A 21,992-nucleotide genomic window follows, 5' to 3' on the forward strand; every position below is an offset into this window, starting at 1 on the left:
ATGCGGCGTTTAGTAGGTACGAACCTTAGGCTCGAACGTATCAACGGTTTTCGGCTTGAAGTTAACGTCGCGTTTTTTCAGCTCTTTCGTCGCTGGGAAGAAGAGCGAGTGCTTCAGCCAGTTGACGTCATCACGGTCTGGATAGTCGTAACGCGAGTGGGCGCCGCGGCTCTCTTTACGCTCTAGGGCAGCGATCGCCGTCGCTTCAGCCACTTCCATCAAGTTATCAAGTTCCAGTGCTTCTACACGGGCAGTGTTGAAGGCATTGGACTTGTCAGGCAAGTAGGCATTAGCGATGCGCTCGCGCAGCAGCGCTAGCTTGTCGACGCCTTCCAGCATGTTTTTCTCTTCGCGGAATACGCCGAAGGAGGTCTGCATGATTTCCTGAAGCTCAGCTTTCAGCTCAGGAATACTTTCACCACCCTCAGACTCATTCCAGCGCGTGATCCGCTTCATGGCCGACTCAATGTCAGACTCGGAAGCGTCCAGGTACTCAATGCCTTCGTTCAGCGCGCCTTCAATAAACATGCCTGCAGCACGACCGAAGACCACTAGATCAAGTAGCGAGTTACCGCCCAAGCGGTTAGCACCGTGAACAGAAACACACGCTGCTTCACCACAGGCAAACAGGCCGTTAACGATATGATCGTTACCGCTTTCGTCCATGGTAATCGCCTGACCATGAATATTGGTCGGAATACCGCCCATCATGTAATGGCAGGTCGGTACGACCGGGATCGGGTCTTTTGCCGGATCGATGTGAGCAAACGTCTTGGAGAGCTCAACGATACCAGGTAGGCGCTTACCAAGTACTTCTTCACCCAGGTGATCAAGCTTCAAGAAGACGTGATCGCCCTTCTCGCCACAGCCACGACCTTCCAGAATTTCCATGACCATCGAACGGGCGACAACGTCACGGCCCGCCAAATCTTTGGCATTCGGCGCATAACGCTCCATAAAGCGCTCGCCGTCTTTGTTGATCAGGTAGCCACCCTCACCGCGGCAGCCTTCTGTGACCAGCGTGCCCGCACCGTAAATACCGGTCGGGTGGAACTGCCACATTTCCATGTCTTGCATCGGGAAGCCCGCACGCAGCGCCATGCCAATACCGTCACCGGTGTTAATCAACGCATTGGTTGTGGAAGCATAAATACGGCCTGCTCCACCAGTAGCTAATACTGTGGCCTTGGACTTAATGTGAACCACTTCGCCCGTCTCGATACACATGGCGATACAGCCGACCACATCACCGCTGGCATTTTTGACCAAATCCACTGCATACCACTCATTGAGGAACACGGTATTGTTCTTCAAATTATTCTGGTAAAGGGTGTGCAACAGCGCGTGGCCGGTACGGTCAGCAGCGGCACAGGTACGAGCCGCCTGGCCACCTTCACCGAAGTTCTTCGACTGACCGCCAAACGGGCGCTGATAAATGCGACCGTTATCTAAACGCGAGAACGGCAGGCCCATATGCTCGAGCTCGAATACCGCTTTCGGGCCTTCAGAACACATATACTCCGCCGCGTCCTGGTCAGCGATATAGTCGCCGCCTTTAACGGTGTCGTACATATGCCAGCGCCAGTCATCATTCGGGTCATCGGACGCAATCGCGCAGGTAATACCACCCTGGGCAGAAACGGTGTGAGAGCGGGTCGGGAAAACTTTCGATAACACGGCCGTCTTTTTGCCGGACTTCGCCAGCTCCAGAGCGGCTCGCAGGCCAGAGCCACCGCCACCAATAATAATGGCGTCAAACGTCAGGCTACGCAGATTAGACATGTAATCAAGCTCCCCACAGAATTTGAATGCCCCACACCAAGTACACGAAAATGCCCAAGATGATGACAGCTTGGACACCCACGCGCAGGCGAGTGGACTTGAGATAGTCGGTGGTGACGGTCCACAGACCAATCCAGGCGTGTGCGGCTAAGGCGACGAACGCCAGTAGCGAGAAAATCCGCATCCACGTCTGGCTGAACAGACCGCTCCACGTGTAGTAATCGAGGTTCGGATTAAACAGCAGAAAGGCAACGATAAAGACCGTGTAGAGGGCCAAAATAACAGCAGAAACGCGCTGCATCAGCCAGTCAGAAAGCCCACTACGGCCAAAACTTGTAATGTTAGTTACCATACCCAAACTCCTGCCAGAATAATCAGAACAGCGCTGACCACGACGGTGATCTGCGCTTTTTTAACGCCACCCTCAAGGGTTACCCCAATATCGGCATCCATCAGCAGGTGCTTGATACCTGCTACAAAGTGGAATGCCAGTGCGGATAACAACCCCCAAGCAATCAACTTAGCCAAAAAATTATTGGCCAGTGCATCGCTAACGGCGTCGAAACCCGCAGGAGATGACAAGGACTTGCCCAGCGCCCAAAAAGCGAAAATCAGGCCAACGAACAGGATGACACCCGTGATGCGGTGTGTGATCGACGTCAGCGCCGGCAGTGGGAAATGTATCGTAGTAAGGTCTAGGTTTACGGGTCGTTTGCTATTCACGGCTTTGTACACACTCTCTTGGCCCGCTCTGCGACAGGTCGGGCATGGCCCGAGCGGGCGGTGGTTGCTGGAAGGGGCTCGGCCGTTGCCAAGTCGGGCACGACCACCTACCTGCCGGTCGCGCGCCGTGGATTATAAGAACCTTCGCCCTCGCTTACAAACCGAACTCAGCCCTAACTCGACTATGGTGCAAGAAAATTGTCCGCATCCTGAGTCGATTTTGCGCTGCAGCATGGTTATAGTGACAGTAGATTAGCAATTTGATAAGCCTGTTAACATATCATGTTAGCCTATCGTCAATCTTCTGACGCTTCGCCATAATGTAGGCTTTTTCATCGTATACAAAAACTATTCAAAGCAACAATATTTGTACAACCTGCAGCTAGCGCTTAGGCTAATTGACAAAATGTCGCACACTTCTATAGTGGGCAAGCCTTTTCGCCGGCGCGGTATGCGCAGCAATGACTTTACGTCCCAACCCGAATTCGAAAGGAGGCCAGCATGGCTGACAGGAAAGCGACATTGACGGTAGACGGTCTGGATAAACCGATCGAGCTACCCATGTATTCCGGCACACTTGGCCCCGACGTCATCGACGTACGCGGTTTAGGCGCTGAAGGCCTGTTCACCTACGACCCCGGCTTTATGGCCACCTCTTCCTGCCAGTCTGCCATCACTTATATTGATGGCGGCAAGGGCGTGCTGCTACACCGCGGCTACCCGATTGATCAACTGGCCAAAGAGTCCAATTTCGTAGAAGTGTGCTACACCCTGCTGTTTGGTGAGTTACCCAACGACGAGCAGTACGCAGATTTTGAATCGCGCATTCGTAACCACACCATGGTTCACGATCAGATCAACAACTTCTTTAAAGGGTTCCGCCGCGATGCCCACCCGATGTCTATTTTGTGCGGTGTAGTGGGCGGCTTAGCGGCCTTCTATCACGACCACATGGACATCACTCAAGAGGAAGATCGCGTGATCAGCGCGATCCGCCTGATCGCCAAGATGCCTACCCTGGCGGCAATGTCCCATAAGTATAATGTGGGTCAGCCCTTTAACTACCCGCGCAACGATCTGACCTATGCAGAGAACTTCCTCTACATGATGTTCAGCAACCCTTGCGAAGAGTACAAAATCAACCCGGTATACGCGAAAGCCATGGATCGCATCTTCATGCTGCATGCGGATCACGAGCAGAACGCCTCTACCTCGACTGTACGCTTGGCAGGCTCCACGGGGGCCAACCCATTCGCTTGTATTAGCGCAGGTATCGCGGCACTTTGGGGCCCCGCTCACGGCGGCGCCAACGAAGCCGTGCTGGCTATGCTCGACGAAATCGGTGAAGACTCCGAAGAGAACATCCAGCGCTTTGTTGATAAAGCCAAGGATAAGGACGATCCGTTCAAGCTAATGGGCTTTGGTCACCGCGTGTATCGCAACTTTGACCCGCGCGCCAAGGTAATGAAAGAGACCTGCGACGAAGTACTTGCAGAGCTCGGCATGGCCGACGACCCTCAGCTTAAAATCGCCAAGCGTCTTGAGCAAATTGCCCTAGAAGACGAGTACTTCATCGAGCGGAAGCTGTACCCGAACGTTGATTTCTACTCAGGCATCATTTTGAAAGCCATGGGTATCCCCACCAATATGTTCACCGTGATCTTCGCGGTATCGCGCACTATTGGCTGGATCTCGCATTGGCACGAAATGCTCAGCGAAAGCTACAAAATCGGTCGTCCGCGCCAGCTCTATATTGGCCACGACCAGCGTGACTATCCGAAAAAATAAACCATCCCCGCTTGACAGTACGATCAAAGGCCACCTTCGGGTGGCCTTTTGCGTATGGGCTGATTAACGCTGGTTCATAGACCACCAACGCACCACCACATGCGCTCGCGACCATTCACTAACCTACCAGATGCCTTGAGCAAGCTCTCCCCTTAGAGACCACCCCTTGCCCCTTCTGAGCCTAGGACGCTGCGATAGCCGGATGCAACATTGAAGGACGTCAAAAACGCCTAATTCGACTCCATTATCGCTTGACTTTTTTGCTTCTGGATCCTGCTCAAGGTTTTCCACACTATCTGTGGATAACCCTGTTCACAACCACTTCAAAACGTCCCGAAATCGCCATGGGCAGTGGGCCAGCCTTAAATTGGTTATTTTTTAACCTTCTGTAAGTCATTGTTTTTTAAAGACTTAAGTTCTGTTAAAGATTTTTTGCGTCAACAACAAGGGGTTGTGCACAACCTTTAAGCCAGAATCGCAAAAGTGGACAAGTCAAGCACAAAATCGTCCAAAAATTGTCGATTTGTAGCTCTTTTGTGAACAGCGGGAATACAAAAAGCCAGCAAATGAGAAGACTCATTGCCAGAGAAATAAACGATTAGGAGGGATACTGAATTAGTGGCGTCCCATAGGGGGTTCGAACCCCTGTTACCGCCGTGAAAGGGCGGTGTCCTAGACCACTAGACGAATGGGACGTATATCGAGCTGCTTCGCGAAAGGTACTGATAACAAGTACTACTAATTGGTGGAGCCTAGCGGGATCGAACCGCTGACCTCAACACTGCCAGTGTTGCGCTCTCCCAGCTGAGCTAAGGCCCCACATGTCGCGAAGACGGAGCGTATAATACTGATTCCGCTGGCCTTCGTCAACAGAAAAAACGCCAATTTCCTAAGGATGAGAAATTGGCGCTAGCGCTATCTCATGCGCGGTTAGCTGATTTTACTAAACTATTTCACGAAGCGATCTCACGAAATTCTTTTTCAAAGCGCTTGGCCTGCTTTTTCGAGACGCCGCCCAATACCTCTATCGCACTACGCAGGCGTGCCCGGGTAACGTCTGAACCCAGAATCGCCATGGCGTCCATCACTGAGGTGCTGGACGCGCTGCCGGTAATGGCAATAAACACCGGCGCCAGAAAGGCTTTCATTTTCAAGTCAAAGTGCTCAGCCAGCGTTTTCACCTCGTTCAACAGCGCCTCTTTATGCCAAGCCGAAACGCCCTCGAATCGCCAAACAAGGAACTGAAGCAGTTTGACCAGCTCCTCTTCCTCGAGCTTCACGCTATCAAACGACGCTTTTGTTAGCGCCGGAAGACCAGAGAAGAAGTGCCCTGCCAACGGCATTACCTGGGAGAGCGTCTCTACCCGTGGTCGCACCTGCGGCAGTATCTGCTTAACGTAAGCTTCATTGAAAGCCCAGTCACGCAGTGCGCTCAACAGTGCATCATCATCCAGGTCTTCACGGATATACACACCGTTTAACCAGGTCAGTTTCTCCAGATCAAATACAGGGCCACCTAACGAGACACGCTGAACGTCAAACTCCGCCATCATCTCTTGTAGACTGAATTTCTCGCGCTCATCAGGCATCGACCACCCCATCCGCCCCAAGTAGTTGGTAACGGCCTGGGGTAAAAAACCCATCCGACGATAATAATTGATGGAGGTCGGGTTTTTGCGCTTAGAGAGTTTGGATTTATCGGGGTTGCGCAGCAACGGCATGTGACAAAGTTGCGGCATTTGCCAACCAAAATACTCATACAGCAGTTGGTGCTTTGGTGCGGAGTTAATCCACTCTTCCCCACGCAGCACATGGGTGATCGCCATTAGATGATCGTCGACCACATTGGCGAGGTGATAAGTGGGCATGCCGTCTGATTTAAGCAGAATTTGCGCGTCCACCTGCGCCCACTCCACTTCAATCGTACCGCGCAGCATATCGTTGACCACACAAACGCCTTCGGCAGGCACCTTCATGCGCACTACATAAGGCCAGCCTTCCTGTTCACGGCGTGCTTGCTCCTGGCTCTCCAATGCTAAGTCAGCAGGCTTCAATGCCAGGTGCAAGCCCGCTGCCTTGCGGGTTTCACGCAGTTCATCAAGCTCTTCACTGGTGCGGTAACACTTAAATGCATGCCCGGCATCCAACAACTGCTGGGCGTATTGAGCATATATATCGCCACGCTCGCTTTGCCGATAAGGGCCGTGGGGGCCGCCAACATCCGGGCCTTCATCCCACTCAAGACCCAGCCAGCGCAGTGAATCGAGAATCATCTGCTCCGACTCAGGAGTAGAGCGCACCCGATCAGTGTCTTCAATACGAAGAATGAATTGGCCGCCGTGCTGACGCGCAAAACATAGGTTAAAAAGCGCGATGTAGGCCGTGCCAACGTGGGGGTCTCCTGTGGGAGAAGGTGCAATGCGAGTACGTACGGTCATGAAAACGTCCTATTGGCAAAAATGCATGGCGATATTATACGCACCTTAGGCGCAACCAACAGCGTCGCGCAGGGAACGACTAGCGCAAGAAAGCGTCAGAGAAATTAACTCAACGTTATTTGTCCACTAATGCGCGCTAAAGCACAATCGCTTAGTATGGCACTGCAGCAACATCTTGGGTGCATACCCCAAGCTTGAGATAGACCAATAAAGTATGTTCATAGCTCCACTATCTATATTAGAGAAATTTATAGTGGAAGACATTCAACGAGCTTGTTAGCTCATCATCAGGAAGACGAAATGGAATCGCTAGGCTCACGTATCAAGCAACTGCGGCTTAGGGCCAAGCTCAACAAAGCTGCTCTCGCACGCAAAGTTGGCGTGTCAGATGTCACCATTTCTTATTGGGAATCTGGGGCGATCAAACAGATCGGTCACGAACGCCTTGTGGCGCTCGCTGATGCACTCGACTGCTCCCTGGCAACTCTATTGGAAGGTGATAGCGCCCCCGAGCTATTAACGTTGACCCATACTGGTCCCCTCCCCTGGGAACAGGTACAGGCAACGACCATTAAAGTGCCCAGTCATCTGCCGCTGCACATCGACTGGAAAGCACCGTGCGTGATGGCAACACCCGGCCAAGATACAGATTTTTCACCCGTTAATGCTGGTGACCTTCTGCTGCTTGGGCCAACACATGTGTTTCACAAAGCGGGCCACTATGTAGTGCAACGCGACGATCGTTTCGTCATTGAGCACTTCGCCAAAGCCCCAAGCGACACATCGATTCATGCAGTACTGTTAGCCCATTGGCATCCTGCCTAAAGCGTCTACCTCCCCGGACTCTCTAGCACCTCCACCTGGTCACGCGTTTGTCTTGGCTCACTCCCCACCAAGAAGCGACGTGAGTAGGTGGCCACTTGGCCCAGCCCATGGCGGGATTGGCTTACCAGCTCTCCCGCCAGGTGCTGGCCCTCGTGGCCTATACGTGCCTGAACGGCCTCCGGCTGCACACTGCCTTCGGAAACCTCAACCCGTACTATATAGCCACCGTCAGGTAAGCCGCTGCCAGGGCCAAATGGCCCCGCTGCAAACACGCCATCCTCTATACGTGTCCGCTCGCGCCAACGCACGCTGCTAATCTCTCGCTCGACAATAATCTGCACCAGCGTTTCGTCAGGTAAGTTGCTTTCACCTTCCACCATTAAACGCCGATCGCTGCGCAGCGATACATGCGCAGACATCTCGACGACAAGTGGCGCCACTTCTTCCGCTTCAACAACTTCTATCTCGGCAACTGTCGGTTCAGGAACTGACGTTTGCTCTACGGTTGACGCTGACTCACTCGGCTCGTCTGTTCCGCCACAGCCTGCCAGTAGCGCAGCGGATATCATCAACACGCCAACACTGCTTAATACATTGCGCATACGCACTCCAAAATATTGCCCTGGAGCCTGTCAGGCTTGACCGATCATTGCGAAAAGCACGGACTTGCAGTAGATCAACGTTAAGTCTGACAGGCTCCTAGCAGCTTACCACTGCATAGCCGCTACCACAGTGGAATAGTTGTTTTTGGCCCCGCTACAGGCACCGCTTCCGGTACAATGTGCTTATCATGCTAACAAGACACTTTTAGGAGCAGCGGCTTTGGACATCATTTGGTGGTTGGCCTATGTAGCACTGGGCGGTTTTGTAGGTTTGATGGCAGGTTTATTGGGGATTGGCGGCGGCGGCATTATGGTGCCGATTCTAACGTCTCTTTTTGTACTCCAAGGCGTACCCCACGAGCACCTTGCCCACTTGGCCTTAGGCACCGCCATGGCGGCCATTATTCCCGCCTCTACCGCTAGCTTGCTCTCCCACCATCGGCACGGGGCCGTTCGCTGGGACATCGTGCGCTTTATTACCCCAGGCATATTAGTCGGCACCTTTTTGGCGACCTTTATAGCTGCGCTGCTCCCCACCCGCGGCCTTGCCATCTTTTTCGCCTGTTTTATGGTGCTAATGTCGCTCCAGATGCTAGCAAACATCAAGCCCAAACCGAGCCGCAGCTTACCCGGCCCTATCGGCGTAAGCGGTGTGGGCCTAGGCATCGGCGGTATTTCAGCGCTCGTCGCCATTGGCGGTGGCTCACTAACAGTGCCCTTCCTCACCTGGTGCAACGTCAAACTACCCCGCGCAATTGGCACCTCCGCAGCCGTAGGACTACCGATTGCCGTTGCCGGGGCACTGGGCTACATCATCAATGGCTGGTCTACTCAAGGCCTGCCCAGTGCGGCGCTCGGCTATGTTTATCTGCCCGCGCTACTGCTAATGGCACCCTTCAGTATCTTAACGGCTCCCATCGGGGCAAAGTTAGCTCATAGGCTACCCGTCAAACTCCTCAAACGAGTATTCGCTTTTATGCTGATGGGGCTGGCACTGCAGATGGTGTATGCGGTGTTTACTGCTTAAACCCAGGCTTTAGCGTATGGCCCTTTTTCGGAATGCTAAAATGGGCAGTATATGAGAAACTGCCGCCCCTTTTTGGACGCTTCACGATCGTCGCCATCACTGCCTCGAAATGTGATAAATGAAAGTGCCACGAAGTGCCAAATTTGTGACACCAATTAGCTAAAAACGTGGCTAAACCACTGTAAATATGAACAGTTATGAATGATACCACAACCGCGCAAACCCGCATGAAGTCTGGCATTGCCCGCCCGGAGCTGGATAGAACTTTCTCCGTCGCGCCTATGATGGACTGGACGACCCGCGATTACAGAGCATTTGCACGCACGTTAACTAGGCGTGCACTGCTGTATACCGAGATGGTCACTACCGGTGCTATTTTGCACGGGACGCCTCGTGAGCGCTTTTTGGGCTATAGCGAGGTGGAGCACCCGCTTGCGTTGCAGTTAGGCGGTAGCGATGCCGGTGAGCTGGCGGAGTGCGCGGCTATTGCAGAGGCGTGGGGCTATGATGAGGTCAACCTGAACGTAGGCTGTCCGAGCGACCGCGTGCAGAACAATATGATTGGCGCGTGCTTGATGGGTTACCCCGAAAAGGTAGCCGAGGCAGTGCGGGCGATGCAGGCAGAGGTTTCTATTCCGGTCACGGTGAAGTGCCGTATTGGTATCGATGACCAGGATGAAGATGCCGACCTTGAGCGGTTTATCTCTATCGTTGCTGACGCAGGCTGCGAGGTGTTTACCGTTCACGCCCGTAAGGCGTGGCTGCAGGGGCTGTCGCCTAAGCAGAATCGCGATGTGCCGCCGCTTAACTACCCCCGCGTTCATCGTTTAAAGCAGAGCCGACCTGAATTGCATATTGGCATTAACGGTGGAATTAAAACGCTGGCGGAGTGCCAAGCGCAGCTTACCCATGTGGATAGCGTGATGGTGGGGCGTGAGGCGTATCAAAACCCGTGGCTGCTCGCGGGCGTCGATGAGCAGCTGTTTGGAGAGCAAGGCCCGGCGGCAAGCCGCTTGGATGCCGCAATTGCATTCCGGCCGTATATTCAGCAGCGCCTGGATGAAGGCGCGAAGCTGAATCATATTACCCGCCACCTGCTTGGCTTGTTTCAGGGTTGCCCTGGTGGCAGGCGTTTTCGGCGTCATTTGTCAGAACATGCGCATAAAGAAGGCGCAGGATTGCGCCTATTTGATGACGCGCTTAGCTTGGTGAACGAACCCGAGTGCGTTGTATAAAAAAACCCGCTACGCAAGCGTAGCGGGTTCGTTTTTCTAATAGCGTAAGCTTACTGACCGTTTTCCCGACGGTTCGCCATTACGCCCTGCTCGACACGCTCGCCGATCGTTTGGTCGACGTTCTTCCAGTACTCAAATACCCGTGATAGCACCGGCTCTTCAACACCGTCGGAAACGTGGCCAACAATGTTGTTTACCAATCTGTCGCGGGCAGCATCATCCATTACCTTATTGACCAGGTCATTGGCTTGGTTAAAGTCGCCATCACCCGGGCGCAGCGTGTAGGCGGCGCGAACCAACTCGCCGTCAGTCTCCCATACCGCATCCTCAGGGTACTTTTCAGGGTTGGCGTGCGCGCCCCCTTTGCTATTAGGTGCGTACACCGGGTCGGTGGAGTGGTTAATACGCATCTGACCACCCTGACTGTAGCTGTTAACCGGGACCTTGGGCGCGTTAACGGGGATATGTTGGTAGTTCACCCCTAAACGCGCGCGGTGCGCATCAGCGTAGGATATGACCCGCGCCAACAGCATTTTATCTGGCGAGAAACCTGTGCCCGGTACAGAGTTGCTGGGCTGAAACGCTGCCTGTTCGATTTGGCTGTGGAAATCGACGGGGTTACGATCCAACGTCATCTTACCGACTTCTTGCAGCGGGTAGTCGCCGTGCGGCCACACCTTGGTCAAATCGAAGGGGTTGATGTGGTAGGTCTTGGCATCTTCAAACGGCATGATCTGAACTTGCAGCGTCCAGGTTGGATAATCTCCACGTTTGATAGCATCGAACAGGTCGCGGCGATGGTAGTCGGCATCCGCGCCCGCCATCTTATCAGCCTGTTCCTGGGTCATGCACTTAATGCCCTGATCAGTCTTGAAGTGGTACTTCACCCAGAAGCGCTCGCCTGCAGCGTTGACCCACATATAGGTATGGCTTGAATAGCCATTCATGTGGCGCCAACTGGCAGGGATGCCACGATCGCCCATTAGCCAGGTTACCTGGTGGGCAGATTGCGGAGAAAGCGTCCAGAAGTCCCACTGCATATCGTGGTCACGCAAGCCGTTATCCGCTCGACGCTTTTGTGAGTGGATAAAGTGCTGGAATTTAAGCGGATCGCGAACGAAGAACACAGGGGTATTATTACCCACCATGTCGAAGTTGCCCTCTTCGGTGTAGAACTTTAGCGAGAAGCCACGAGGATCGCGCCAAGTGTCCGGACTACCCGCCTCACCGGCCACCGTCGAGAAACGAGCCAACATCTCGGTTTTCTTGCCCGGCTGGAGAAAGTCAGCTTTGGTGTATTGGCTAACATCGTGAGTTACTTGGAAGTGACCAAAGGCGCCACTCCCTTTTGCGTGGGGCTGACGATTCGGAATCATTTCCCGGTTAAAGGCAGCCATCTGCTCCATCAAATAGTGATCATGCAGAACAATCGGCCCATCAGGGCCTACTGAGAGTGAGTGCTCATCACTGGTAACCGGTATACCCGCATCCGTTGTGGTGTGTTTTGGTTTATCGCTCGTCATCGCTTTTCCTCCATGTCACGGCAGACGTGGCGTATGATCGCCACTCGTTCTAGTACGATGAAAGCTTGGCTATTTATCCTCATTGTTGTCATTTTCATAGCCGCTAACAAAGCCCATAATAGGTATAGTCAACGAGTCACTAACTTGCCATTCGTGAAGGCTATCGCTTGCCTATCAGCTCAATAGTTTTTATTTATGAATAAGCACTTAAGAGAACGAATCAGTGGGCGGCACTAAGCTGGAATTAAAGCTTTCAACGGCGGTTTCGGCCTCTTCAATTTCATCAAAACGGGCAATATGAAACAGCGCTTCGCCTTCGTTGGCCAATGGCAAGCGGCTCATCCCAATCACGATGCCATCCGCCACAGCACGCACTTCGCCCTCGTCGTTACCAAAGGGGTCAGCCACTTTGCCCAGCACTTCGCCTTTGGCAACGCGGGCGCCCAGGCGCACCTTGGGGCGCAAAATGCCGTCAATCGGCGCGCGCGCCCAGCTTGACCCATTGGCCAATTCAGCGGGTGCTGGCGTGCGGCGGCGCTGCTCGCCGGTCAGCATGCCTAGGCGCCGCATTACCCGCAGCACACCGCGCACGCCGGGGGCAATCGCCCACTCGTCAAAACGCAGCGCTTCACCTGCTTCATAGGTCAATACCGGAATGCCGCGAGTCTGGGCGTAATGGCGAAGGCTGCCTTCACGCAGTTCCGCATTGAGTACCACGGGCGCACCGAAGGCATCGGCCATACGCTCGGTTTCACTGCCTGGGCGCAATTGAGCGCGGATTTGTGGCAGGTTAGTGCGATGAATGGCGCCTGTGTGTAGATCAATAATATGGGTGGCGTGATCGACGATTTGTTCGCGGAACAGCGCGGCAATGCGCCCGCCTAGCGAACCCGATTCACTGCCTGGAAAGCAGCGATTAAGATCGCGCCGATCAGGCAGGTAACGTGTTTGCTGTAAGAAACCAAACACATTCACCACCGGCACAGCGATTAAAGTGCCGCGAATGCTATTGATCGCTTTTGCGCGTAGCACCCGGCGAACAATTTCCACCCCGTTGATTTCATCACCGTGAATACCACCACACACCAACAGCACGGGGCCATCCTTACGGCCGTGAACCACTTCCACAGGGATATGCAGCGGCGTATGGGTATATAAACGCGCCACCGGCACATCCACTTGTAAGCGTTGGCCGGGCATAATGGTATGTTCGCCCAACTGAAAAGGAGCTCGCGCCATGCTTTATGTCCTGTTTTTAATCGGTTATTTTCGCGATGTTAGTAAGATTCAAAGCTAGTAACATTGCCTGTTTATACGCTTTCACTGGCAAAATGACGAATTTGTTAACTTACGTTATGCGTTGAGTCAATTATCCATACAGTTTTGAATGTAAAAACTCACTCGCTTAGGTTAAAATATGACCATACAGAGTTGATAACGAGGTTCCGTTTCCATGGCAAGAAAGACCAAAGCTGAAGCTGCTGCTACTCGCGAAGCGCTGCTTGAAGCTGCAGAAGAGGTATTTTTTGCCAAAGGCGTGGCACGCACATCGCTTGAGCAAATTGCTCGCCATGCGGGCCTCACCCGCGGTGCCGTCTATTGGCATTTCAAGAATAAAGGCGACCTGTTCATGGCATTGGTTGAACAGGTACGCATGCCCTTCCAGTCGTTAATGGATGAAGTCGACAAAACGGACACTGCCCTATCACCGTTAGAAGCGATACGTCTTGCCTGCCATGCGGGCTTAGTGCGCCTCGAACAACCGTCGTACCAACGGATACTGTCGATTTTACTGCACCGCTGCGAGTTCTTCAGCGATATTAACCCGCTTGATATGCAAGAAGAGATCGGTAACGAGTGTTATCAGGAAATGCTGGCGGTATTTGTACAGGCTAAAGAGCAGCAACTACTGCGCGAAGATTTAAGCCCGGAAATAGCAACACGGCTAATGCAATCCATGTTGGGTGGTCTTTTCCATGACTGGTTGCGTAATCCTGACGCTTTTGCAATACGTGAACGCGGCGGCGAGCTGATCGATACCTCTATTCGTATGATGCAGCGTTAAACACCTCCCCCATCCCTCGCTGCAATGCAGCAAATATGCTACTACTGGCGCTATGTCTAGCCGTGTGAGCATTCTATGGATACCCTGGAGTTTGTTCGCGTACGCGAATTAGAAGTTGCCGTACGCATTTGGAACCCTTCCGCCCCCCGCACGCTTATCGCCTGGCATGGACTTGCTCGCCACGGCGGTGACTTTAGTGCACTGGCGCGTGAGCTGGGCAGCGAATGGCGTATTCTTGCACCCGATACACCAGGCCGTGGGTTATCAAGCTGGTCGTTATTTCCGGCTCACGACTACCTTTATAGCCATTACGTGACGGTCGCCATCGCTCTATTAGATCACTTTAAACTTGATCACGTTGATTGGCTGGGCACATCGATGGGTGGCCTGTTAGGCATGCTGATCGCTGCTGATTCAGAACACAGCGCACGTATTTCTCGGCTAATCCTGAACGATGTAGGGCCTGAACTGAACAAACAGGGGCTGATTGCCCTTTCCAGCTACTTTGGCGTTACCCACCGTTTTTCTAGCTTTAGCGAGCTCCATCAAGAACTCACCCAGCACTACGCAAGTTTCGGTATCACTAAGGAGTCTGCTTGGCGTGAACTAGCGCTTAACAGTGCCCGTCGGTTGCCAGATGGTAGCTGGACGTATCACTTTGACCCACGCATCGGCGAGCAGTTTGTGCACGATACACCGCGCGACACCTGGGCCGACTGGGCGAGTATTCGCTGCCCGGTGATGGTTATTCGCGGCGAAGAATCAACCTTGTTAGATGCCGAAACGCTGCCCCGCATGGCCGAAGCACAGCCCACACTTGTCACCCTGACCGTACCGAACTGCGGCCACGCCCCCATGTTGGATCAATCTGCACAGGTCGATCCCATTCGCCGCTTTTTAAACCACCCCGTACCACACCCAATTCCAGGCAAGTCATCGCAACCCGGCACTGGCTGGCATTACATCTGGCAGCACCCAGTGCAGTGGTTGGCGCATCAGTGGCGGCGGTGGTGGAAATAAACCGGGATGCCCAAGCCTTGGGCATCCCGGCGGCGACCCTCAATGCGCGTGATAACTCAGTGAGAGGCCGAGTAATGGCTAGCAGGGTGATGTTTTTTGCTTAACCGCAGTTTATTCAAACGAACACGTGTCTCCAGATACTCTTGCTCAGTGACACTGCGGTAAGCCCCCTCTTTAGGCAGGTACTTCACCAATACCCGGCGCTCGCCCTGTACAGGTAAGGCGTCGCGTTTGCTGAGCAGCTTTACTGTGCTGTTAGGCTCATCATCAATTACCGCAAACGCCTGTTCGCCCTCCCCCTGGCGCTCGGTCACCACTACCGTTTGGCCAAGCAAACACCGCCGGGTAAAGGGGCGGTAGCGATGCAGCACGCGGTGTAACGCATTACAAAGCGCAGCCGCCACGGGCGAGGCAACCACCAACGTGGCCCAGAGCACCACCACGCCGACCGGAATACGTATTAAACCGAGCGGCAGCCAGCGCAACACTAGTAGCTCGATCGCGACGGTGAGTGCCGCCGCAATGGTTAGAATGACCGTTAATGCCAGCGTCGCTGGTACGCCCGCAAAGCCTAAAGAGACTAACGTGCTAGCCAAATGATCCTCTTTTAAGCTATCGCGCTCAAAGAGATCTAAGGGGGCTAAACGGATAATCACTAATAGCCAGTAGAGCGCTAATAACCCAAGTAGAAACGTAAATACAATGCTCGGGAATTGCGTCGCTGCGTGCAGTAGCTCGTTCATGGCGTCCTCCTCCCCCGGTACTTAGCCAGGGATGTATTGTACTTTCAGCTTAGTCGACATTAGCTTTCCAGCGCCACTTTTACTTTGACTTAGGTCATCACGACAAAAAAAGGGTGCCACCCGAAGGTGGCACCCATCTCTTTACACATTGGTTTATCCGCTAGGGGCTAAAACTTAGTGGTCATGCTCCAGCGCTGGCTGATTGGAAGCATGCTTTTTCCCCTTCATTTTGCGACCCAACCAATCAGAGGCTGTCGCAATCATGGCGTAGAAAGTGGGGATAAACAGGCTACCCAGAGTAGCAACGGCAAGCATGCCCACAGCGACCGTGGTACCGATATGGTGGCTGCTCACATCGCTGGCACCAGTGGCTAACGCCAGCGGCAAGGTACCGAAGATAAATGCTAACGACGTCATCACAATCGGGCGGAAACGCAGCTCAGCCGACGAAATCGCCGCCTCACGGATGGTTTTACCCTGCTCTTTGCGCTGCAGTTCGGCGAATTCAACAATCAGAATAGCGTTCTTCGCCGCAAGGCCAATGACCACCAACATACCGATCTGCACATACACGCTGGTGTCCAAGCCGCGCAATGCAATCCCGCCGATAGCACCCAGGAAAGCAAAGGGTGTCGCGGTCAATACCGCCAGCGGTAACGACCAACTTTCATACTGAGCAGCCAGAATCAAGAAGACCATTAACAACCCGAAGACGATAGCCAACGTTGCCGCATTGCCCTGGTTTGCTTCCTGGTAAGCCGTCCCGGTCCAGCCCATACCCCAATTAGCGCCTAGTGTCTCTTGAACGATTTCCTCCATCGCCTCAATCGCCTGAACAGAGCTATAGCCGGTGGCAGGACCACCCTGGAACTGGGCACCAGCATACACGCCGAAACGCGATACCACGGCTGCTCCCGTTTGACGCTCAAGCTCGACAAACTCCGACAGCGGGATGCGCTCACCATTACCGCCGCGCACATAAACACTGCTGAGATCCTCGGGCGTTTTGCGGAACTCATCTTCGTTTTGCAGATAGACCTGGAAGTTACGGTTTTGGTAGCTGAAGTAGTTCACAAAGCCGTTACCAAAGGTATTAGCAAGCGTCGACGTAATGTTCTCCAGCGCCACGCCGTAACTTAATGCTTTCTGCTGATCAATGTTCGCGCGGTAAGACGGCACGTTAACGTTGAAGGTTGAAAATACTTGGTTCAAGGCAGGATGCTGATTAGCCTTCTGCATAATTTGCAGCGAAGCCTCGTACAGCTCACGTGTGGTTGCGCCATCAAAGGACTGCAAGTAGCCGGTAAAGCCGCCTGTCGTCGAAAGCCCCATAATGGGCGGCACGTTAAACGCCATCGCTGAGCCACCATCAATGCTGGCGCCCAGCCCCATAATCTGCCTAACAAGACCATCCGCCGTCAGGTCACGCTCCTCCCAAGGGCGCATGTTGATAAACATAACACCACGCGCCGTATTCACAGCCCCCGAAAGAATGTCGTAACCCGCCACAGCAGAGGAGTATTCGACACCGGGGATTTTTTCAACCTCAGCACTGAGTTTCGCCATGTAGCGCTGGGTGCGGTCAAGCGATGCGGCGTCTGGCAGCGATACGCTCACCAACACGACACCCTGGTCGGTTTCCGGCACCAGCGTTGAAGGCGTATTGGCATACAGCCAGTAGGAGCCAACGCCTGTCGCCACCGTCAGCGCAAGCGCCAGCACCCAAAAACGCACCAGACCTTTTACCAGCCACATATAAACGGCGGTAATACCGGCAAACATACGATCAAATAGGCGCAGCGGCGTATTCACCGCACGCTTGAACTTAGATTGACCGGCACCGGCAATTTTATGTTTAATAAAAATAGCTGACAGGGCTGGCGTAAAGGTCAACGCCATTACCGCCGAAAGCCCAACAGAGAGTGCTATGGTAAGTGCAAACTGCTGGTAAATTTGCCCTGTAAAACCACCCAAAAAGGCCACGGGTACAAACACGGCCGCCATGATTAACGACGTTGCGATAACCGGTCCGCCAACTTCCTTCATTGCCCGGATGGTGGCATCGCGTACGCTGATATCATCTTCTTCACTCAGCACGCGTTCGACGTTCTCCACCACCAGAATGGCATCGTCGACCACTATCCCTATCGATAGCACCAGCGCAAACAGCGTTAACAGGTTGATCGAGAAACCGAACAGATAGAAAAATGCGAACGTACCTATGACCGATACCGGCACCACTGACATGGCAATCACGGTAAAGCGCCAGTTCTGTAGGAAAATAAACAGAATGACGATAACAATCAGGAAGGCTTCGACAAACACTTTTACGACGGTACTAACTGAGGCATCAATGAATAGCGTCGTGTCGTAGGGGGTAACATATTCAAGCCCGGGTGGGAATCGCCCCTGCAGTTCATCCATGGTCGCGCGCACGGCATCTGCGGTGGCTAAAGCGTTTGCACCAGGCTGCTGATTGATAATAATCGGCGTCATGGTCGAGCCGTTCAAACGCGCGTCGATACCATAAAAAGAAGCGCCAAGTTCAATGCGTGCCACATCTTCTAAGCGCAGCGATGACCCATCAGGATTAGTGCGTAGGTAAATGTTGCGGAAGTCGTCGACATTATTCAGACGCCCGCCAGCGGTAATCGTATAGGTGTAAGCCCGTGGATCGCTCTGGGGTGTAGCAGCCAGACTACCCGCAGGGATTTCAGTATTTTGCACTCTAATCGCACTCGCCACTTCGCTAGGCGTCAAGTCGTACTGGGCCAATTTATCGGGGTCCATCCAGACCCGCATGGCAAATTCACCACCGCCCAACACTTCTGCGTTACCCACCCCAGGCACCTGACGCAGTTCGTCAAGAATATTCAAAGTGGCGTAGTTCTGCATATAGACGTTATTGTAGTCACCGTTAGGTGAGGTTAACGCTAACAGCATCAAAATAGAGTCTGAACGCAGTTCAACGGTCACACCTTGAGACTGCACGGCCTCAGGGAGCTGTGAAAGCGCTCCTTGAACACGGTTGTTAACGTTGATGGTATTAATATCGCCATCGGTGCCGATGTTGAAGGCCACGCTCAGGCTCATAACGCCGTTATCAGAACTGTTGGAGGTCATGTAGAGCATGTCCTCAACGCCGTTAATGGCTTCTGCAAGCGGTGCCGCGACCGTTTGCGCCACGGTTTCAGCATCCGCGCCGGGGAACTGCGCTTGAACGGATACCGTTGGGGGAACCACGCTGGGATACTGTTCAATGGGCAGTATGCGCATCGACATAACGCCCACCAACGTCACGATAATGGCCAGCACCGTGGCAAATATCGGGCGGCTGATGAAGAAGTTAGAGAAGTTCATTATTGCGCACCCTCTTCTCCTTCAGCGGGCTGACCATCGGCTGCCCCCGCTTCCATCTCTTGCGCCGCTTCGGCCTGTTGCTGCGCCTCTTCTTGCTCGGCTTCTTCGACCACTGCCTCCGCATCACCACTAAACGGTTGAGGGTCAATCGCCATGCCTGGCTCTAAACCAGCAGGGTCGCCGACCACCACACGATCCCCCGGCTCTAGACCCTCACGAATCAACTGCCACGGGCCAGCCACTTCACCCAATGAAACAGTCCTTTCACGGGCTTTGTCCTCGTCATCCAGTACAAACACCTGCGGGCCCATTAGCCCTTGGGTAACGGCTATCTCTGGCACTGCCATCACGTCAAAACGCTTCAAGCCCTCAATACGTACACGTACAAACTGGCCGGGCAATATGGTCGCATCGGGGTTTTCAAACGTTGCGGACGCTTGCACGGTGCTAGTGCCGCTATCCACCCGTGACCCCAGGAAGTCTAAATGACCTTCCAGTTCAGAATCGCTACCCCCACTCACGCCTGGGATGCTTAAACGAGCACGAATATCAGACGTATCACCACCCTCACTCAATTGGCGGCGAAGCTCAAAGGCGTCACGCTGAGGAAGCTGAAAACGCACTTCTAGTGGATCCAGAGGGGTGATTGTCGCCAGTTCGGTACCGGAGGTAACCAGATTGCCCACGTTAATTTGGCTCAAACCAATCATACCCGAGACAGGGGCCGTCACCCGGGAATAGCCTAAATCCAGATTGGCGCTGGTCAAGGCAGCCTCTGCTTGCGCAACACTCGCCTGGGCGACCCGCTGGTCAGCCAATGCCTGGTCATACTGCTGACGACTCACCGAGTTTTGGCTTAACAGCTGCTCGAAGCGCTGGGCATCACGCTGAGCGCGGGCAAGCTCCGCCCGGGCGCTCTGTAAATCGGCCTCACGCTGATTGACCGTTGCCTGGTAAAGATCCGGCTCGATGGTGTAAAGACGATCGCCCTCTTCCACCAACTGGCCGGGTTCAAAGTGGCGCTCCTCCAGAAACCCATTTACACGGGCAACCAAAGTGACTTCATCATCACTGCGCAGCAGTGAGGGATAAGACTTATCCAGCGGTATATCTTGACGCGCCATTTCGGCCACTTCGACCTTATGGGGCGGGGCTTCTTGCTGGGCACCCTGTTGAGGTGCCTCGGTTTGTTCTTGACCACAGGCTGAAAGTGCCAGCGCAGCTACTAGCGTCACCAGACTCGCTCGGCGTGAGTGAATCATCTTCTTCATACGTTAAATTCCCATATATCTTTTTAAGGTGACCGATAGCACGTGCACACCTGAATCACTTCCAACCGACGGGCAATTACATGCCAGGCTGGGGCGGTGCACCGATGTTGAGCGCGGGCTCATAGCGGTCGTTGCCGCCGCTCTCTGGCAAGGTAAAGTTCACCTCATCACCGGTTAACCAAGCATTGACTTCCTCAATGGCATCCACATCCAGGCGCCCAGCCTGCTGACGCAGCGAAAGCAGATTGACGACATAGTCGTAGCGAGCCTCGGCGTAGTTGGCGATGGCGTTATACAGATTTTGCTCGGCGTTCAAAACATCCACGATGTTACGGGTGCCCACCTCATACCCGGCGCGAGTGGCTTCAAGTGCGCTGCGGTTAGAGACGATCGCCTGCTCGCGGGCTTCGACAGTCTCCACATCATTACTGACTTGGGTATATAGCGAGCGAACCTGCTGGATCGACGAACGACGCTGGGACTCGAAATCATACTGGCTACTTTCCAGTTGATAAGTCCCCTGGCGGATGCTGGCGCTGGTACTGCCGCCGGTGTAGACGGGTAAATTAGCGCGTATGCCCACCTGGCTAGAGGAGTCATTCCCGGTGGTGTTATCAATATCACTGTCGCCATACTGATAGTTGCCAAAGGCTTGAAGGGTGGGCAACCGTCCCGCACGGGCAATTTCCACACCGCTACGTGATACCTCAATACCTGCCTGTTGCGCCAAGACTTGAGGGTTAAGCTCAAGGGCTTGCTCTACCCAGTAGTCACGACTGCTGGGCTCAGGAAGTGCAATCGGCATGCTGTCGCCCAGCGCTTCAATGCTGGCGTAACGCTGGCCAGTTAACTGCTCTAATGCCTCAAAAGCCACCTGCAGGTTGCTCTCTGCGGCAATGCGATCAGCCCGGGACTGGTCGAAGGTGGCGCGGGCTTCCTCAACTTCGGTAATCGCAATCAAACCGACCTCAAACTGCTCACCCGCCTGCTCAAGCTGACGGCCAATGGCCCGCTCTTGGGCAAAACGCGCTTCTAGGACTTCGTAAGCACGCAGAATGTCGAAATAGGCGCTAGCTGTATCGATTAGCAACTGCTGTTCAGTGGCTGCCAGCAGGTATACCTGCTGGTCAATCTGGCGCTCGGCCTGGGTGACTTGTCGGCGGGTCACTTCATCATAGAGCGCTTGGGTGGCTTCCAGGGTGAGCGATACGGTGTTGTAACGGTCATCACCGGCACTCGCGCCCCCCGTGCCAGTACCTATTCCTGTTCCCGCTTGGGTCGAACCCTGGCTTTCATACTGCTCATTATGCGCCACAGTGCCCGACGCGTTGATTTGGGGAAGTAAGCCACCTCGAGCAATATCTCTACCTGCTTCAACGCCCAAATATTCTGAGCGTGCCGAGGCAAGTGCAGCGTTATTGTCTAACGCATCACGGGTAATCGTGATGAGGTCGGCAGCTTGAGCAGGCAATACAAAAGAAGCGGTGAATACCGCTAATAGTAAGGGTCGTAAAGGGGCATTGACTGCCCAGTGTGCCAGTCGCATGGGATTGCCTCTAGATATCAGCGTCAGGTTGGCGAACGCACTAA

The 21,992-nt window shown here is 53.8% G+C and carries 17 protein-coding genes and 2 tRNA genes; 6 read left to right on the forward strand and 13 right to left on the reverse strand.

Features of this window, described 5'->3' with window-relative positions:
* Window positions 1-9 precede the first annotated feature (9 nt).
* From sdhA to sdhC, 3 genes are read right to left on the reverse strand one after another with little or no spacing between them, the layout of a single operon-like run.
* Entirely contained in the window at window positions 10-1,782 is a 1,773-nt protein-coding gene (gene sdhA, locus AC4EYZ_RS04785; protein WP_022520468.1) for a succinate dehydrogenase flavoprotein subunit, read from the reverse strand.
* A 4-nt stretch (window positions 1,783-1,786) separates the two neighbouring features.
* Window positions 1,787-2,134 (reverse strand): succinate dehydrogenase, hydrophobic membrane anchor protein, encoded by a 348-nt coding sequence (gene sdhD / locus AC4EYZ_RS04790; protein ID WP_022520469.1) that lies wholly within the window; start codon window positions 2,132-2,134, stop codon window positions 1,787-1,789.
* Entirely contained in the window at window positions 2,128-2,505 is a 378-nt protein-coding gene (gene sdhC, locus AC4EYZ_RS04795; RefSeq protein WP_196518187.1) for a succinate dehydrogenase, cytochrome b556 subunit, read from the reverse strand. Before sdhC ends, sdhD begins: the two co-directional genes overlap by 7 nt.
* A gap of 501 nt (window positions 2,506-3,006) precedes the next feature.
* Here sdhC and gltA point away from each other — a divergent pair.
* Window positions 3,007-4,293 (forward strand): citrate synthase, encoded by a 1,287-nt coding sequence (gene gltA, locus AC4EYZ_RS04800; protein WP_009287293.1) that lies wholly within the window; start codon window positions 3,007-3,009, stop codon window positions 4,291-4,293.
* 619 nt (window positions 4,294-4,912) lie between these two features.
* Here gltA and AC4EYZ_RS04805 read toward each other — a convergent pair.
* The 3 genes from AC4EYZ_RS04805 to gltX form a co-directional block, all read right to left on the reverse strand.
* Window positions 4,913-4,988: transfer RNA gene (locus AC4EYZ_RS04805), tRNA-Glu, on the reverse strand.
* 48 nt (window positions 4,989-5,036) lie between these two features.
* Window positions 5,037-5,112: transfer RNA gene (locus tag AC4EYZ_RS04810), tRNA-Ala, on the reverse strand.
* A gap of 134 nt (window positions 5,113-5,246) precedes the next feature.
* Window positions 5,247-6,731: a glutamate--tRNA ligase gene (gene gltX / locus AC4EYZ_RS04815; protein ID WP_022520472.1), complete on the reverse strand. Its 1,485-nt coding sequence runs from the start codon at window positions 6,729-6,731 to the stop codon at window positions 5,247-5,249.
* Between the two features lie 300 nt (window positions 6,732-7,031).
* Here gltX and AC4EYZ_RS04820 point away from each other — a divergent pair, with 300 nt between their 5' ends.
* Window positions 7,032-7,556 (forward strand): helix-turn-helix domain-containing protein, encoded by a 525-nt coding sequence (locus tag AC4EYZ_RS04820; protein ID WP_022520473.1) that lies wholly within the window; start codon window positions 7,032-7,034, stop codon window positions 7,554-7,556.
* Between the two features lie 5 nt (window positions 7,557-7,561).
* Here AC4EYZ_RS04820 and AC4EYZ_RS04825 read toward each other — a convergent pair whose 3' ends face one another.
* A complete protein-coding gene (locus tag AC4EYZ_RS04825; protein ID WP_022520474.1) occupies window positions 7,562-8,158 on the reverse strand; it encodes a hypothetical protein in 597 nt (198 codons plus the stop codon).
* A gap of 220 nt (window positions 8,159-8,378) precedes the next feature.
* Here AC4EYZ_RS04825 and AC4EYZ_RS04830 point away from each other — a divergent pair, with 220 nt between their 5' ends.
* Together AC4EYZ_RS04830 and dusA are read left to right on the forward strand one after the other, a co-directional pair.
* Window positions 8,379-9,185 carry a sulfite exporter TauE/SafE family protein gene (locus AC4EYZ_RS04830; RefSeq protein WP_022520475.1) on the forward strand — a complete coding sequence of 269 codons (807 nt, stop codon included), beginning with the start codon at window positions 8,379-8,381 and terminating at the stop codon, window positions 9,183-9,185.
* 197 nt (window positions 9,186-9,382) lie between these two features.
* Window positions 9,383-10,420: a tRNA dihydrouridine(20/20a) synthase DusA gene (gene dusA / locus AC4EYZ_RS04835; protein WP_022520476.1), complete on the forward strand. Its 1,038-nt coding sequence runs from the start codon at window positions 9,383-9,385 to the stop codon at window positions 10,418-10,420.
* Between the two features lie 50 nt (window positions 10,421-10,470).
* Here the strand turns inward: dusA and AC4EYZ_RS04840 are convergent, their stop codons facing one another.
* Both AC4EYZ_RS04840 and AC4EYZ_RS04845 read right to left on the reverse strand, forming a co-directional pair.
* Window positions 10,471-11,943, reverse strand: coding sequence for a catalase (locus tag AC4EYZ_RS04840; protein WP_022520477.1), 1,473 nt, complete (start codon window positions 11,941-11,943; stop codon window positions 10,471-10,473).
* 207 nt (window positions 11,944-12,150) lie between these two features.
* Entirely contained in the window at window positions 12,151-13,182 is a 1,032-nt protein-coding gene (locus AC4EYZ_RS04845) for a succinylglutamate desuccinylase/aspartoacylase family protein (protein ID WP_022520478.1), read from the reverse strand.
* A gap of 214 nt (window positions 13,183-13,396) precedes the next feature.
* Between AC4EYZ_RS04845 and AC4EYZ_RS04850 the strand changes: the two genes are divergently transcribed.
* Window positions 13,397-14,008: a TetR family transcriptional regulator gene (locus AC4EYZ_RS04850; protein WP_022520479.1), complete on the forward strand. Its 612-nt coding sequence runs from the start codon at window positions 13,397-13,399 to the stop codon at window positions 14,006-14,008.
* A gap of 75 nt (window positions 14,009-14,083) precedes the next feature.
* The gene (locus AC4EYZ_RS04855; RefSeq protein ID WP_022520480.1) at window positions 14,084-15,028 is read left to right on the forward strand and encodes an alpha/beta fold hydrolase; all 945 of its coding nucleotides are present in this window, start codon (window positions 14,084-14,086) and stop codon (window positions 15,026-15,028) included.
* 56 nt (window positions 15,029-15,084) lie between these two features.
* Here the strand turns inward: AC4EYZ_RS04855 and AC4EYZ_RS04860 are convergent, their stop codons facing one another.
* The 4 genes from AC4EYZ_RS04860 to AC4EYZ_RS04875 all read right to left on the reverse strand — a co-directional run bounded on the left by AC4EYZ_RS04860 (window position 15,085) and on the right by AC4EYZ_RS04875 (window position 21,948).
* Window positions 15,085-15,771 carry a hypothetical protein gene (locus AC4EYZ_RS04860; RefSeq protein WP_022520481.1) on the reverse strand — a complete coding sequence of 229 codons (687 nt, stop codon included), beginning with the start codon at window positions 15,769-15,771 and terminating at the stop codon, window positions 15,085-15,087.
* 174 nt (window positions 15,772-15,945) lie between these two features.
* Window positions 15,946-19,131, reverse strand: coding sequence for an efflux RND transporter permease subunit (locus tag AC4EYZ_RS04865; protein ID WP_022520482.1), 3,186 nt, complete (start codon window positions 19,129-19,131; stop codon window positions 15,946-15,948).
* A complete protein-coding gene (locus tag AC4EYZ_RS04870) occupies window positions 19,131-20,402 on the reverse strand; it encodes an efflux RND transporter periplasmic adaptor subunit (RefSeq protein WP_022520483.1) in 1,272 nt (423 codons plus the stop codon). The genes AC4EYZ_RS04865 and AC4EYZ_RS04870 overlap by 1 nt, the downstream gene beginning before the upstream one ends.
* A gap of 76 nt (window positions 20,403-20,478) precedes the next feature.
* Entirely contained in the window at window positions 20,479-21,948 is a 1,470-nt protein-coding gene (locus tag AC4EYZ_RS04875; RefSeq protein ID WP_022520484.1) for a TolC family outer membrane protein, read from the reverse strand.
* Between the last annotated feature and the right edge of the window lie 44 nt (window positions 21,949-21,992).

This window comes from Vreelandella sp. 162(4c) (assembly GCF_058152265.1).

What these genes read in the sequence shown, in the direction of transcription:
- sdhA (WP_022520468.1), bottom strand. Translation starts at nt 1,782, where the DNA reads ATGTCTAATCTGCGTAGCCTGACGTTTGACGCCATTATTATTGGTGGC.
- sdhD (WP_022520469.1), bottom strand. Translation starts at nt 2,134, where the DNA reads ATGGTAACTAACATTACAAGTTTTGGCCGTAGTGGGCTTTCTGACTGG.
- gltA (WP_009287293.1), top strand. Translation starts at nt 3,007, where the DNA reads ATGGCTGACAGGAAAGCGACATTGACGGTAGACGGTCTGGATAAACCG.
- gltX (WP_022520472.1), bottom strand. Translation starts at nt 6,731, where the DNA reads ATGACCGTACGTACTCGCATTGCACCTTCTCCCACAGGAGACCCCCAC.
- AC4EYZ_RS04820 (WP_022520473.1), top strand. Translation starts at nt 7,032, where the DNA reads ATGGAATCGCTAGGCTCACGTATCAAGCAACTGCGGCTTAGGGCCAAG.
- AC4EYZ_RS04825 (WP_022520474.1), bottom strand. Translation starts at nt 8,158, where the DNA reads ATGCGCAATGTATTAAGCAGTGTTGGCGTGTTGATGATATCCGCTGCG.
- dusA (WP_022520476.1), top strand. Translation starts at nt 9,383, where the DNA reads ATGAATGATACCACAACCGCGCAAACCCGCATGAAGTCTGGCATTGCC.
- AC4EYZ_RS04840 (WP_022520477.1), bottom strand. Translation starts at nt 11,943, where the DNA reads ATGACGAGCGATAAACCAAAACACACCACAACGGATGCGGGTATACCG.
- AC4EYZ_RS04845 (WP_022520478.1), bottom strand. Translation starts at nt 13,182, where the DNA reads ATGGCGCGAGCTCCTTTTCAGTTGGGCGAACATACCATTATGCCCGGC.
- AC4EYZ_RS04850 (WP_022520479.1), top strand. Translation starts at nt 13,397, where the DNA reads ATGGCAAGAAAGACCAAAGCTGAAGCTGCTGCTACTCGCGAAGCGCTG.
- AC4EYZ_RS04855 (WP_022520480.1), top strand. Translation starts at nt 14,084, where the DNA reads ATGGATACCCTGGAGTTTGTTCGCGTACGCGAATTAGAAGTTGCCGTA.
- AC4EYZ_RS04860 (WP_022520481.1), bottom strand. Translation starts at nt 15,771, where the DNA reads ATGAACGAGCTACTGCACGCAGCGACGCAATTCCCGAGCATTGTATTT.
- AC4EYZ_RS04865 (WP_022520482.1), bottom strand. Translation starts at nt 19,131, where the DNA reads ATGAACTTCTCTAACTTCTTCATCAGCCGCCCGATATTTGCCACGGTG.
- AC4EYZ_RS04870 (WP_022520483.1), bottom strand. Translation starts at nt 20,402, where the DNA reads ATGAAGAAGATGATTCACTCACGCCGAGCGAGTCTGGTGACGCTAGTA.
- AC4EYZ_RS04875 (WP_022520484.1), bottom strand. Translation starts at nt 21,948, where the DNA reads ATGCGACTGGCACACTGGGCAGTCAATGCCCCTTTACGACCCTTACTA.